The organism is Catenulispora pinistramenti (genome assembly GCF_018274385.1).
In the GTDB taxonomy this organism is placed as follows: Bacteria; Actinomycetota; Actinomycetes; order Streptomycetales; family Catenulisporaceae; genus Catenulispora; species Catenulispora pinistramenti.
Map to the genome: position 1 here is coordinate 50,730 of NZ_JAAFYZ010000004.1, position 12,609 is coordinate 63,338.

Genomic DNA, 12,609 nt, shown 5'->3' on the forward strand with positions numbered 1-12,609 from the left:
GTGCCGTGGAAGTGGGCCGCGGGGCCCTCAGACCGGCAGGTCCTCGCCGAGCAGGTTCCGGAGTTCGGCCAGGCCGCGCAGGCTGGCCGACTTCACCGCGGACCGGCTCATCCGCAACGCTGACGCCGTCTCCTCGACACTGCGGTCCTCCCAGTACCGCAGGACGATGACGGCGCGCCGCTTCGGCGTCAGCCGGGCCAGCGCGGCCAGCAGGGACAGGCGCAGTTCGGCGCGGTCCTGGCCGCCGTCCCCCGCCTGCTCCGGCAGGTCGTCGGACGGCCGCTCGTGCCAGGACCGGCGCCTTTGCTGGCTCAGGAACTCGCGCACGATGATCTGCCGCACATAGGCGTCGACGGCGCCGTCACCGTGGATCCGGTGCCACGCCGCGTAGGCCTTCGCCAGGCCGATCTGTGTGAGGTCCTGCGCCCGGTGCCAGTCCCCGCACATCAGGTACGCCGTGCGGCGTAACCGATCGGCCCGCGCCACCGCGAACTCCGTGAACTCCTGGTCCCTGATCGCCCGGTCCACCCCGACCCGCTTCCCTCGTGTGTGAGCCCGAAGGCCGCTGTCACAAGGAGGTATGCAGTGACAGCGGCCTTCGGATGCACTTCGCAGGTCAGGCGATGCTCGCGGCGATCCCGTCCAGGATGTCCCGCTCGCTGACCACGACCTCCGGCACGGTCAGGCCGGACGCCACCCGCTCCATGATCGCCAGCAGGATCAGCGCTCCGGCGCCGATCACGTCGGCGCGGCCGGGGTGGATCGCCGGGACCGCCTTGCGCTGCTCGGCGGTCATGCCGAGCAGCTGGTCGGTGAGGTCCCGGATCCGGCCGAGCGAGAGATGCGACAGGTGGACGCGGGAGGAGTCGTACTCGGCCAGGTCCAGCGCGACCGCGCCGAGCGTGGTCACCGTGCCGGCCAGGCCGACCAGGGTGCGGGCCTCGTCCAGCGGCACCGCCTCGGCGGCCCGGTCGATCAGCTTCCCGATGTCCGCGCGCGCGGCCTTGACCTGGGCCTCGGTCGCGATCCCGGAGCCTTTCAGGTGCCGCTCGTACATCCGCACCGAGCCCATGTCGACGCTGCGGGCGGCGATCACCCCGCGCTCGCCGTCGCCGAGGACGAACTCCGTGGAGCCGCCGCCGATGTCGATGACCAGGTAGGGCGCCTGGTGCCGGTCGTGCGGCAGTTCGGTGGTGGCGCCGGCGAAGGAGAACCGGGCCTCCTCGTCGCCGCTGGCCACATACGGCTCGACGCCCAGGATGCCCTTCACGCCCCGGACGAACTCCCGCCGGTTCTCGGCGTCGCGGGTGGCGCTGGTGGCGACGAAGCGCAGCGGGATCGGCGTGCCGCCGCTGTGCCGCTCGATCAGGTCCTGGTACTCCAGGCAGGCGGCGAAGGTGCGCTCCAGCGCGGCCGGGGCCAGCCGGCCGGTGGCGTCCACCCCCTCGCCGAGCCGCACGATGCGCATCTCGCGCACCACGTCGTCGGTCTTACCGGTCTTCTGGTGGACGTCCGCGATCAACAGCCTGATGGAGTTGGTGCCGCAGTCGATCGCGGCGACGCGCTTGGTCATGTCGTTCATGTTCCGCTACGCACCCGGTTCTACGCCCGGTACGACACATTGCCCGGCCTTCCACCACTCCGGCAGCAGCGCCAGCGCCTCGTCACCCAGCGGGTTCACCCCGGGGCCGACGGCCAGGGTGTGGCCGACCAGGACGTGCAGGCACTTCACCCGGTCCGGCATGCCGCCGGCGGTCGGGAATCCGTCCAGCACCTCGATGGCGTCGCGCCGGGCCCGGTAGTCCTCGTCGGCGGCGCGGTAGGCGGCGGCCAGCTCCGGGTCGGTCTTCAGGCGCTCGGTCATCTCCTTCATGAGACCGGAGGCCTCCAGGGTGCCGATCGCCGAGGCCGCCTTCGGGCAGGTCAGGTAGAACAGCGTCGGGAACGGCGTGCCGTCGGGCAGCCGCGGCGCGGTCTGGACGACGTCCGGGTTGCCGCACGGGCAGCGGTGCGCGACCTGGCGCACGCCGCGGGGCGTACGGCCCAGTTGGGCCTGGACGGCGGCCAGGTCGACCTGGTCGACCGGGGGCGGCGCGGCGGCGTCGGCGCTCGCGGCCGCTTCCGGGGCGACGGGGGCGGTGCGGGCGGGGTCCGGGGTGGGGGCGTCGTTCGTCATGGCCTGTCCAGCCTACGTGCCCTCGGCGCTACGCACTTCCTCCGGCGGCGCCGAGGGAGGTACTTCCGTTGGAGTACGGCTGCTGACTCCTGATGGGGGACGCGTAGATCAAACGCGTGCTGCGAGGGTCGTGAGGTCATCGCGAACCTGAGTCACGTATACGTCGAGGGGGACGTACCAGATGCTTCCGGCTTTGCGCGTGGTGGCAGTGCTCCACGCGCTCTCCTTCCTACTGCAACCGATTCTGGCCGGGCTGTTCCTGTCCGGCCAGGATTCGGCCATCGATTCGCACGCCACCAACGCCGGGATCGTGGTGCTGCTGTGCCTGATCCTGACCGTCCTGGCGTTCCCGGCCTGGCGCAAGGACCTCGTTCCGCGCGCGGCGTTCACCACGTCCCTGTCGTTGCTGGTCGCCGAGGGCGTCCAGATGTACGCCGGCTTCGCGCACCTGATGTGGCTGCACGTCCCGCTCGGTGTGGTGATGATGGGCGGCCTGGCGACGGTGATGCCGCTGGTGATGCGGCCGTACAAGCCGGCGATGGCGGCCGGTTCGGCCGGTGCCGTCGTGGCCTTCCCCGGTGCGGAGGCCGGGGAATGAGTGCTTTGCGTCTGTCCCGCCGCAGCGCGCTGCGGCTCTTCGGCGGTGCCGGGATGGCCGCGGTGCTGGCGCCGACGCTGGCCGGTTGTGCCAAGCCCGGCAGCGACGGGATCAACCCCGGGACCCTGAAGAGCTCGGCGAAACTGCCGCAGCCGTTCACCGTGCCGCTGCCGATCCTGAAAGCTCTGGCCCCGGACTCCACCGACGCGCAGGGCGTCCACTACTCGATGACGCTGAAGCAGGCCGAGGTCGAGATCCTGCCCGGCTACCAGACGAAGATCTTCGGCTACAACGGGACCTTCCCCGGGCCGTATCTGGACGTCCACGCCGGCACGCCGGTGGTCGTGCACCAGACCAACCAGCTGCCGGTGCCGATCGTCACCCACCTGCACGGCGGCCTGACCCCGCCGAGCGACGACGGCTTCCCCACCGACCTGGTGTTCCCGCAGGCGCTGGCGGACATGGCGAATCCGGGGATGGCGGCGTCGATGTCCGGGATGGACGGGATGCCGTCGATGACGGACCCGCTGGCGCGCATGACCGCGGTGCAGCGGGACTACGTCTTCCCGCTCAACCAGCGCGCGGCCACGCTCTGGTACCACGACCACCGGATGGACTTCACCGGGGTGCAGGTGTGGCGGGGCTTGTTCGGGCTCTGCGTCGTGCGCGACGCCGAGGACGACAAGCTGCCGCTGCCCAAGGGCGAGCGCGAGATCCCGCTGATGATCGTGGATCGCGCCTTCGACGGCGACGGCCAGCTGATCTACCCGGAGAAGGACCCGACGCTGCTCGGGAAACCGAGCATGGACAAGTCGATCTCGGCCGGTGCGCAGGGCGACGTGGTGCTGGTGAACGGTGCGCCGTGGCCGTACCTGGAGGTCGCGGCGGTCAAGTACCGGCTGCGGATCCTCAACGCCTCCAACGCGCGCCGCTACGAGCTGAAACTGGACGGCCCAGGGGGCGGGGAGTTCATCCAGGTCGGCTCGGACGGCGGCCTGCTGGCCGCGCCGGTCACCCACTCCACGCTGGCCATGGCCGCGGCCGAGCGTTTCGACGTGGTCGTGGACTTCTCGAAGTACCCGGTCGGTTCGACGGTGACGCTGAAGAACGCCGCCGACAGCGGCGGTCCCGGCCTGGTGATGCAGTTCAAGGTGACGTCGCAGGCCACTGACGATTCCTCGGTCCCGGCGACGCTGTCCACCATCGACAAGCCGGCGGTCGACGGGGCCAAGCGAAAGCTGGTCTTCTCGTTGCAGGCAGACAAGTGGCAGATCAACGGTAAGGACTTCGATCCGGCGCACCCGCTGCTGAAGCCGGTGTTCGGCAAGACCGAGGAGTGGACGGTGACCTCGGTCGAACGGCACTCGGTGCACGTCCACGGGGCGCACTTCCAGGTCACCGCGCGGGGCACCGGCGGGGCCGGGGAGTACGACCACGGCTGGAAGGACACCGTGGAGCTGTCTCCGGGTTCTGAGGTCAAGTTCGCGATCCGGTTCGACGGCTATCGCGGCCGGTATGTCGCGCACTGCCACAACCTGGAACACGAGGACATGGCGATGATGGCGGCCATCCAAGTGGTCTGATCCGCTGTCGGTGATCCGGGCCGGTCCGCCGCCGATCCGGCGGCGATCAGCCGCCGATTCACCGATCTACTGCGGCCGATGTGCCGCCGCCGGCGCCAGGGGCACCCGCCAGACCACGCGGGTGCCCTCGGCGTCTTCGGCGGGCCCGGCGTGGAAGCTGCCGCCGAGTTCGTCCGCGCGGGCGGCGAGGTTCGCCAGCCCTTGCGCGGCGGTGCGCGGGTTCGGTTCCCAGGCCGGCATCGGGGCGCTGCCGTCGTCGTGGACGTCGAGGGTCAGTGTGGTGGCCGGTCCGGTCTCGACCGTCACCACCACCTCGACCCTGGTCGCACCGGCGTGTTTGGCCGTGTTGGCCAGCGTTTCGCGGACGGCGGCCACCAGGTGCGCGCCGGTGCCGGCGGTGACGAGGGAGTCCAGCGGGCCGGTGAAGCGGACCGAGGGCTCGAAGCCGAGGACGCGGGCCGCGCGGGAGGCCTCGCGCAGGACCCGGGCGCGCGTGGAGGTGGCCTCCTGGTCGGCGGAGAGCTGGAGGTCGAAGATGGTGGTGCGGATCTCGGCGATCGCGGCGTCGAGTTCGTCCATCACACTGTCCAGGCGGTCGGCGGCGGCCGGGAGGTCCGGGCCGGGCCCAGTGAGGCGGCGGCGCAGCGTCTGCAAGGACAGGCCGGCGGCGAAGATGCGCTGGATGGTGAGGTCGTGCAGATCGCGGGCGATGCGCTCGCGGTCGGCGTAGACGGCCAGCCGGTCCTCGGCGGCCCGGGCCTCGGTGAGGGCCAGTGCCAGCCCGGCCTGGTGCGCGAAGGCGGTGGCCAGCCGGGCGTCCTCGTCGTCGAAGGTCCGCCGGCCCGGTGCGTTGGCCAGGACCAGGGTGCCGATGGGGCGGTCGTCGCGTTGCGCCAGGGCGGCGTAGACGAGCGCTCCGAACCGGCGGTAGGGCGGCGCGAGCTCCTCGGGTTCGGCGTCCCCGGCCTCCATGACGAAGGCGCGGCCGGTGAGGGCCACTTCCACCGAGCGCCGATGCGGTTCCACCCGCGCGCCGCGCACCTCGTCGGCGGCCAGCCCGGTGGCCACGTCGACGCGCCAGGTGCCGCCCTCGTGGTGCAGCAGCAAGGAGCAGTGGTCGGCGCCGGAGGCTTCGCGGGCCCGCTCGGCGACCAGGACGAGGACTTCGTGGGGATCCTCGGCGAGCAGCATCAGGGTGATGACGTCCGTGGCCGCCGAGAGCCAGGACTCGCGGCGGCGGGCGGCGGCCAGGTCGGCGCGCAGGGCGGCTATTTCGGGCGATTCGGACATCGCCTCGATCTTAAGCCGCCCGCGCGCCGCCTGCCTTCTGTGCTGCTCCCGCCGGCTGCCGGCCCCGCAGGCCATTTCCTGCGGGGCCGGTGTCCGGTGCTACTCCCGGAACTCGCCGGCGACCCGCAACAGGATGTCGTTCGCCTCGACCTCGCCGATGGTGACCCGCACGCCCTCGCCGGCGAACGGCCGGACCACGATGCCGGAGACCTCGGCCATCGCGGCGAACTCCACGGTGCGCTCGCCCAGCCGCAGCCAGACGAAGTTGGCCTGGCTCTCCGGGACGGTCCAGCCCTGTGCGCGCAGCCCCTCGATGACCCGGGTGCGCTCCTGGACCAGCGCCTCGCAGCGCTCCAGCAGCGGCTTCTCGGCCCGCAGCGACTCGATCGCGGCCACCTGGGCCAGGCTGTTCACGCCGAACGGCACCGCGGTCTGGCGCAGCGCCGCGGCCACCGGCTCGTGCGCGACGGCGAAGCCGATCCGCAGACCGGCCAGGCCGTAGGCCTTGGAGAAGGTGCGCAGGACGGCCACGTTGGGGCGGTCGCGGTAGAGCTCCAGGCCGTCCGGGCTGCTGTCGTCCCGCACGAACTCCCGGTACGCCTCGTCGATCACCACCAGCACGTCGCTCGGCACCCGGTCCAGGAACCGCACCAGGTCGTCCTTGGAGATCGCGACGCCGGTCGGGTTGTTCGGGTTGCAGACGAAGATCAGGCGGGTGCGGTCGGTCACCGCGGCGGCCATCGCGTCCAGGTCGTGGTGCTCGTCGGGGGTCAGCGGCACCTTGATCGAGGTGGCCCCGGAGATCTGGGTGATGATCGGGTACGCCTCGAACGAGCGCCACGCGTAGATCACCTCGTCGCCCGGGCCCGAGGTGGCCTGCAGCAGTTGCTGCGCCACGCCGACCGAGCCGGTGCCGGTGGCGATGTGCTCCGCCGGGACGCCGAAGTGCTCGGCGAGCTCGGCGGTCAGCGCCGCGACGCCCATGTCGGGGTAGCGGTTGAAGCTCTCCGCGGACTTCTGGACCGCTGCCAGCACGCCCGGGAGCGGCGGGTAAGGGTTCTCATTCGAGGACAGCTTGAAGGCGGAGGTGTCGGGGATCTTTCCCGCTTTGTAAACGGGGATGCCGCGCAATGCTCCACGGAGCTTCGGGGTCTGGACGTCGTCGGCCACGGCTGGAATCTCCTTCTCGGGGTTGATCTCAGATTAACCGCCGCCGGACTTTTCGCCGACCGTCCTGAGCGGGACAAATGAGGTGTGACCCTCAACGGATTCCCTTACGGAGAGTTGCTGTTCGGTACGGACGGTCAGGTGGCCGACCCCTCTCAACGCGGCGTCGCCCCGGCGGTGGCGCTCGGCGCGGATGTCACGGACGTTCTGGTGCTCTCACACGGCTGGCTGGACGACGCCTCGCGTGCGCAGATCCTGTACGACGGCCTGACCCGGGCCATGGTCCAGGCCGGCGGCGCCCCGCCGGGACTGGCCGTGCTCGGGATCGTGTGGCCGGCCCGGCGATTCGACGCGGCTCCGGAGGTCGAGGCCACGGCGGCCATGAACGATCCGAGCGGCCGGACCGCCGCGTCCTACGTCACCCGGCTCCGGAACCGGGTCCGGACCGAGATCATCGACCTGCCGGCCGCGGCGGAGTACGCCAACCCCGGCGACCATCAGGCCACGTTCTTGGGGCTGGACCCCAGGGAACTGCTGGCGAGGTTCGGTCGGCTGGAGGACGGGATCTACGCCGTCATGAACCTGGCGACCTACTACGAGATGAAGGCGCGGTCCGGCAACGTCGGCCGGGGTTTGGCGCCGGTGTTGGCGGCGGTGCGGGCGGCCCGGCCCTCCGTGCGGCTGCACCTTGCCGGGCACAGCCTCGGGTCCCGGGTGATGGCCTCGGCGCTGGCCAACTGCGAGCCGCTGCCGGTGTCGTCGGCGATGCTGATCCAGGGCGCGCTGTCGCAGTTCGGCTTCGCGAAGCACTGGGACGGTGTGCACGACGGCCTGTTCCGCCCCGGGCTGTTCGGCGGGCGGCTGCGGGGGCCGGTGGTCGTGACGCACTCGCGGCACGACGAGATGGTCGGCATCATCTACGACCTGGCCTCGCGGCTGGTCGACGACCAGACGGACTCGGCCGGCCGGGCTCCGGAGGACGCCGCGCGTGCGGAGTTCGCGGCGATCGGGTCCCATGGCGCGCTGTGCACACCGGAGTCGGTGTGGGGCGAGATGCTGCCGGTCTCGGGGGCCGGCTACGCGTTCCGGGCCGGGGCGATCAGCAATCTGGATTCGAGTGCCTACATCCGGAGCCACTTCGACGTGATGACGCCGGAGGTGGGGAAGGCGCTGGTCGGGATGGTCACGGCGGGCGAGGTGCGCTGAGCGGACCGGCGGCGACGCTTCATGGCCGGATCTGTCATGGCCGGATCTGTCACTCGCGTGTCATTGCGGACTTCGGCGCGTGCGGCGACGCTATGAATATGAGCCGCCGCGTGGTGTTCCTGGTCTTCCCGCGGTTCCAGCTGCTCGATCTGACCGGGCCGCTGGAGGTGTTCGCGCAGGCCGACTCGCTGTTCGGGCCGGGGCGTGAGCGTTACCAGACCTCGGTCGTGGCGCTTGATCCCGCGGCGGTGACGGCGTCGGACGGATTGGCCGTCGTGCCGCATCAGACGATGGCCGAGGCCGCCGATGCGGCGATCGACACGCTGGTGGTGGTCGGCGGGCGCGGGGTGCGCACCGCGATCCACGATCCGGTTTACGTGGACTGGGTCCGGGCCAGCGCCGCTCGGGCCCGGCGGGTCACCTCGGTCTGCACGGGCGCGTTCCTGCTCGCGGCGGCCGGGCTGCTGGACGGTCGGCGGGTGGCGACGCACTGGAACGCCTGCGAGGAGTTCGCCGCCCTGTTCCCGCACGTCCGGGTCGAGGCGGACCCGATCTTCATCCGCGACGACCCGATCTGGACGTCGGCCGGGGTCACCGCCGGTGTGGACCTGGCGCTGGCGCTGGTCGAGGACGACTTCGGCGCGGCGGTGGCGCGGCGGATCGCGAAGCAGCTGGTGGTGTTCGTGCAGCGGCCCGGCGGGCAGGCGCAGTTCAGCACGCAGCTGGCGGCGCAGCGTCCGGAGCGTGATGCGCTGCGGGAGGTGCAGGACTGGATCGCCGACCATCTCGAAGACGATCTGAGCCTGCCGGCGCTGGCCCGGCGGGCGGCGCTGAGCGAGCGGCACTTCTCGCGCGTGTTCCGGGCCGAGACCGGGATGACGGTGGCGGCCTACGTCGAGGCCGCACGGCTCGAAGCGGCGCAGCGGCTGCTGGAGAGCACGGGGGACGGCCTGGACCGGATCGCGCGCAGCTGCGGGTTCGGGACCGTCGAGACCATGCACCGGACCTTCAACCGGACGATCCGGGTGACACCCGGGGAGTACCGGCGGCATTTCAGTTCCCACCGTTAGGGATCCGTAGAAAGAGGAAGTCACCATGACCCGCCGCATCGCCATCCCCCTGTTCCCCGGCTTCATGCCCCTGGACCTCGTCGGCCCCTACGACGTCCTGCGCTTCCTGCCGGACACCGAGACCGTCTTCGTCGCCGCCGAACCCGGCGTCATCCCCGGCGCCGACGGCGGCTTCGGCCTCCAGGCCCAGGCCGCCCCGGCCGACATCGAATCCTGCGACATCCTGCTGGTCCCCGGCGGCGGCGGAACCCGCGACTACGAGGCGCGCAAACCGCTGATCGACTGGATCGGCCGCATGCACGAGACCACCACCTGGACCACCTCGGTCTGCACCGGCTCCCTCCTGCTCGGCGCGGCGGGCATCCTGAAAGATCTCGACGCCACCACCCACTGGAACGCCGTCAAGGATCTGGAGTCGCACGGCGCCCACTACACCGCCGACCGCGTGGTCCGCCGCGGCAAGGTGATCACGGCCGCCGGCGTCTCCTCGGGGATCGACATGGCCCTCACGCTGGCCGGCCTGATCGAGGGCGACGAGTTCGCGAAGGCGGTGCAGCTGTGGATCGAGTACGACCCGCAGCCGCCGCACGACACCGGGTCGGTGGCGAAGGCGGGGCCGGAGTTGGTGCGGCGGACGCCGGAGCTGATTCGGGAGGGCGGCGCGCGGCGGGGGTAGTGCGAGGCGCTGCCTGAGCCGCGAGTGGGTTCGCTGCCGAGCGGCGCGGGCCGCGGGCAAAGCCGTGGCCGGCGCGGGCCGCGGGTAGGAGTCGGCACTGCATGATCGTGCTGGTTGCTCAGCGGCGAGATGACCTGTCCGAACACCGCCAGCCCCGCCGCACTCCGCTGCCTAAGGTCGGTGAAGTGGTCGCGATTTCAACCACTTCACCAAGCCTTAGGGGATTGTCATGGATCTTGCATTGCGCGGCCGCGTCGCCGTTGTCACCGGCGGCAGTAAGGGCATCGGCCTCGCTGTGGTCAGGACGTTGCTGGAGGAGGGCGCGTTCGTCGTCGCGGCTTCGCGCTCCGAGTCGGCGGGGCTGGCGGCGTTGGCCGGCCCGAACCTGCTTCATGCGGCCGGCGATCTGCTGGATCCGGTGTTTCCGGGGCAGGTGGTGGCTCGGGCCGTGGACGCTTTCGGCGGCCTCGACATTCTGGTCAACAACGCCGGTGGTCCCCCGCCGGGTGTCGTGCTGCCGCGCGGGCCGTTCCTGGACGGGACCGACGTCGACTGGCAGGCGATCTTCGAGTTCAACCTGTTCGCCGTCATGCGGCTGACGCGCGCCGCGCTGCCGCACTTGGTCGAGCGCGGCGGGACGATCGTCAACGTCTCCTCCTCGCTGGCGCGGCAGCCCGGGACCAACAACTACGAGTACTCGGCCGCCAAGGCGGCGCTCGCGCATGTCTCGAAGGGATTGGCCGAGGAGTTCGGGCCGCGGGGAGTGCGGGTCAATGCCGTGTCGCCCGGTGTCACGCGGACCAATTGGTGGACCGACGAGGGCGGGGTCGCGGACATGTTCGCCGGGGCCATGGGGGTGGACCGCGACACGTTGCTCGACAAGACGTTGCCGGAGATGTTGCGACTGAGCACCGGCCGCTTCGTGGAGCCGCAGGAGGTCGCGGATGTGGTGGCGTTGTTGGCGTCGCCGCGGTCGGGGAGTGTCAACGGGGCGGACTTCGTCGTGGACGGCGGCATGTTGAAGGAGCTGTAGCGGGCTTGCGTGCGGGGTGGCCGCCCGAACAGCCTCCGCCGGGCGGCGCGCGTGGTTTGTGATCGATTGCGGAGCCGCGCGTGGCGGTTTAGGTTACTGGCGAGTAGTACGAGTAGCGCCCGCGCCGAGGAAGAGGCCGCCATGCCAGTGCTCCGCTCCCAGCTGGATCCGTCGTCGGAGGCGGCCCGCGCCGATCGCGAGGCGGTGTTGGCAGCCTTGCAGCGGATCAGGGAGCTCCAGCAGAAGGTGCAGGCCGGCGGCGGGGCGAAGTACTCCGAGCGGCACCGCTCGCGGGGCAAGTTGCTCGCGCGGGAGCGGTTGGATCTGTTGCTGGACGAGGACTCGCCGTTCCTGGAGCTGGCCGCGCTGGCCGGGACGCACGATCCGTCCGAGACGGTCGGCGGCGTGTCGGGGATCGGCACCGTGTCCGGCGTCGAGTGCATGATCGGGGCCAACGACCCGACCGTGAAGGGCGGTGCGGTCGGGCCGTCCGGGGTGGCGAAGCAGTTGCGGATGCTGGAGATCGCCGAGCGGAACCGGCTGCCGCTGATCTCGCTGACCGAGTCGGCGGGTGCCGATCTGCCGCGGCAGGCGGACATCTTCGTGCCGGGCGGAGCCTCGTTCAAGGGGATCTCGCGGTTGTCGGCGGCCGGGATCCCGACGCTGTCCATCGTGTTCGGGTCCTCGACGGCCGGCGGCGCCTATGTTCCCGGCATGAGCGAGTTCACCGTGATGGTGAAGAACCAGGCGGCGGTGTACCTCGGCGGGCCGCCGCTGGTGAAGATGGCGATCAACGAGGACACCGATGACGAGACGCTCGGCGGTGCGGACATGCACGCGCGCATCTCCGGCCTGGCCGACTACCTGGCGCGCGACGAGCGGGACGCGATCCGGATCGGACGGCAGATCGTCGCCGATCTGCGCTGGCGCAAGGCCGGTCCGGGACCGACTGAGAACCCTGATGAACCCCTCTACGCCGCCGAAGACCTGCTCGCGCTGGCCCCGATGGACCTGCGGCGGCCGGTCGAGGTGCGGGAGATCCTGGCCCGGGTGCTGGACGGCTCGCGCTTCTCGGAGTTCAAGCCGCTCTACGGCACCACCCTGGTCTGCGGCTGGGGCTCGATCCACGGCTACCCGGTCGGCATCCTGGCCAACAACGGCATCCTGTTCTCCGAGGAGGCGAACAAGGGCGCGCACTTCATCCAGCTGGCCAACGCCCGCGAGGTGCCGCTGCTGTTCGTCCAGAACATCACCGGCTTCATGGTCGGCTCGCGCTACGAGCGCGGCGGCATCATCAAGGACGGCAGCAAGCTGATCAACGCCGTCTCCAACTCCCAGGTGCCGCACGTGACGCTGATGGTCGGGGCCTCCTACGGCGCCGGCAACTACGGCATGTCCGGCCGCGCCTACGACCCGCGCTTCGTGTTCACCTGGCCGAACCACCGGATCGCCGTGATGGGTGGCCGGGAGCTGGCCGGGGTGATGTCGATCGTGCAGCGGCAGAAGGCTGAGAAGGCCGGGCAGCCGTACGACGAGGCCGCGGACGCGCAGACCCGGGAGTTCATCGAGGCGATGGTCGACGGGCAGTCCGACGCCGTCTACGCCAGCGGCCGGCTGTGGGACGACGGGGTGATCGACCCGCGGCAGAGCCGGACCGTGCTCGGGCTCGCGTTGTCGGCGATCGACTCCGGGCCGGTGGCCGGGACCCGGGCGTTCGCGCCGTTCCGGATGTAGCCCGTTTGCGGGCCGCCGCCGCGCGGATCGTGACGACAGTCACAGCTCCACGACCGACATTCCGACCTGTGAGACA

At 71.1% G+C, this 12,609-nt stretch carries 12 protein-coding genes; 7 read left to right on the forward strand and 5 right to left on the reverse strand.

The genetic code is table 11. The features are described from left to right. Nucleotides 1-27: 27 nt before the first annotated feature. From KGQ19_RS01825 to KGQ19_RS01835, 3 genes are all read right to left on the reverse strand, one after another. Nucleotides 28-528: a SigE family RNA polymerase sigma factor gene (locus KGQ19_RS01825; RefSeq protein ID WP_307856314.1), complete on the reverse strand. Its 501-nt coding sequence runs from the start codon at nucleotides 526-528 to the stop codon at nucleotides 28-30. Between the two features lie 88 nt (nucleotides 529-616). Further along, nucleotides 617-1,573, reverse strand: coding sequence for a Ppx/GppA phosphatase family protein (locus KGQ19_RS01830; protein ID WP_212007265.1), 957 nt, complete (start codon nucleotides 1,571-1,573; stop codon nucleotides 617-619). A gap of 15 nt (nucleotides 1,574-1,588) precedes the next feature. After that, complete coding sequence (locus KGQ19_RS01835; RefSeq protein ID WP_212007266.1) at nucleotides 1,589-2,176, reverse strand: DUF501 domain-containing protein; 588 nt, start codon at nucleotides 2,174-2,176, stop codon at nucleotides 1,589-1,591. Between the two features lie 193 nt (nucleotides 2,177-2,369). Here KGQ19_RS01835 and KGQ19_RS01840 point away from each other — a divergent pair, with 193 nt between their 5' ends. Both KGQ19_RS01840 and KGQ19_RS01845 read left to right on the forward strand, forming a co-directional pair. Next, nucleotides 2,370-2,774 (forward strand): hypothetical protein, encoded by a 405-nt coding sequence (locus KGQ19_RS01840; protein WP_212007267.1) that lies wholly within the window; start codon nucleotides 2,370-2,372, stop codon nucleotides 2,772-2,774. Further along, nucleotides 2,771-4,357: a multicopper oxidase family protein gene (locus tag KGQ19_RS01845; protein ID WP_212007268.1), complete on the forward strand. Its 1,587-nt coding sequence runs from the start codon at nucleotides 2,771-2,773 to the stop codon at nucleotides 4,355-4,357. The genes KGQ19_RS01840 and KGQ19_RS01845 overlap by 4 nt, the downstream gene beginning before the upstream one ends. A 66-nt stretch (nucleotides 4,358-4,423) precedes the next feature. Here KGQ19_RS01845 and KGQ19_RS01850 read toward each other — a convergent pair whose 3' ends face one another. Next, a complete protein-coding gene (locus KGQ19_RS01850; RefSeq protein WP_212007269.1) occupies nucleotides 4,424-5,647 on the reverse strand; it encodes a GAF domain-containing sensor histidine kinase in 1,224 nt (407 codons plus the stop codon). 99 nt (nucleotides 5,648-5,746) lie between these two features. Further along, a complete protein-coding gene (gene hisC, locus KGQ19_RS01855; RefSeq protein ID WP_212007270.1) occupies nucleotides 5,747-6,817 on the reverse strand; it encodes a histidinol-phosphate transaminase in 1,071 nt (356 codons plus the stop codon). An 84-nt stretch (nucleotides 6,818-6,901) separates the two neighbouring features. Between hisC and KGQ19_RS01860 the strand changes: the two genes are divergently transcribed. The 5 genes from KGQ19_RS01860 to KGQ19_RS01880 all read left to right on the forward strand — a co-directional run bounded on the left by KGQ19_RS01860 (nucleotide 6,902) and on the right by KGQ19_RS01880 (nucleotide 12,533). Beyond that, on the forward strand, nucleotides 6,902-8,020 hold the full coding sequence (locus KGQ19_RS01860) for a hypothetical protein (protein ID WP_212007271.1): 1,119 nt from the start codon (nucleotides 6,902-6,904) through the stop codon (nucleotides 8,018-8,020). Nucleotides 8,021-8,118: 98 nt separating this feature from the next. After that, on the forward strand, nucleotides 8,119-9,090 hold the full coding sequence (locus KGQ19_RS01865; RefSeq protein WP_212007272.1) for a GlxA family transcriptional regulator: 972 nt from the start codon (nucleotides 8,119-8,121) through the stop codon (nucleotides 9,088-9,090). A 25-nt stretch (nucleotides 9,091-9,115) separates the two neighbouring features. After that, nucleotides 9,116-9,766 carry a DJ-1/PfpI family protein gene (locus KGQ19_RS01870; protein WP_212007273.1) on the forward strand — a complete coding sequence of 217 codons (651 nt, stop codon included), beginning with the start codon at nucleotides 9,116-9,118 and terminating at the stop codon, nucleotides 9,764-9,766. Nucleotides 9,767-9,995: 229 nt separating this feature from the next. Then, nucleotides 9,996-10,799, forward strand: coding sequence for an SDR family NAD(P)-dependent oxidoreductase (locus tag KGQ19_RS01875; RefSeq protein WP_212007274.1), 804 nt, complete (start codon nucleotides 9,996-9,998; stop codon nucleotides 10,797-10,799). Nucleotides 10,800-10,940: 141 nt separating this feature from the next. Beyond that, nucleotides 10,941-12,533, forward strand: coding sequence for an acyl-CoA carboxylase subunit beta (locus KGQ19_RS01880; protein ID WP_212007275.1), 1,593 nt, complete (start codon nucleotides 10,941-10,943; stop codon nucleotides 12,531-12,533). The last annotated feature ends 76 nt before the right edge of the window (nucleotides 12,534-12,609 follow it).

Bases quoted from the DNA above. Each gene is read 5' to 3' on its own strand.
- KGQ19_RS01865 (WP_212007272.1), top strand. From the start codon at position 8,119: ATGAGCCGCCGCGTGGTGTTCCTGGTCTTCCCGCGGTTCCAGCTGCTC.
- KGQ19_RS01875 (WP_212007274.1), top strand. From the start codon at position 9,996: ATGGATCTTGCATTGCGCGGCCGCGTCGCCGTTGTCACCGGCGGCAGT.
- KGQ19_RS01870 (WP_212007273.1), top strand. From the start codon at position 9,116: ATGACCCGCCGCATCGCCATCCCCCTGTTCCCCGGCTTCATGCCCCTG.
- KGQ19_RS01845 (WP_212007268.1), top strand. From the start codon at position 2,771: ATGAGTGCTTTGCGTCTGTCCCGCCGCAGCGCGCTGCGGCTCTTCGGC.
- KGQ19_RS01835 (WP_212007266.1), bottom strand. From the start codon at position 2,176: ATGACGAACGACGCCCCCACCCCGGACCCCGCCCGCACCGCCCCCGTC.
- KGQ19_RS01880 (WP_212007275.1), top strand. From the start codon at position 10,941: ATGCCAGTGCTCCGCTCCCAGCTGGATCCGTCGTCGGAGGCGGCCCGC.
- KGQ19_RS01830 (WP_212007265.1), bottom strand. From the start codon at position 1,573: ATGACCAAGCGCGTCGCCGCGATCGACTGCGGCACCAACTCCATCAGG.
- KGQ19_RS01850 (WP_212007269.1), bottom strand. From the start codon at position 5,647: ATGTCCGAATCGCCCGAAATAGCCGCCCTGCGCGCCGACCTGGCCGCC.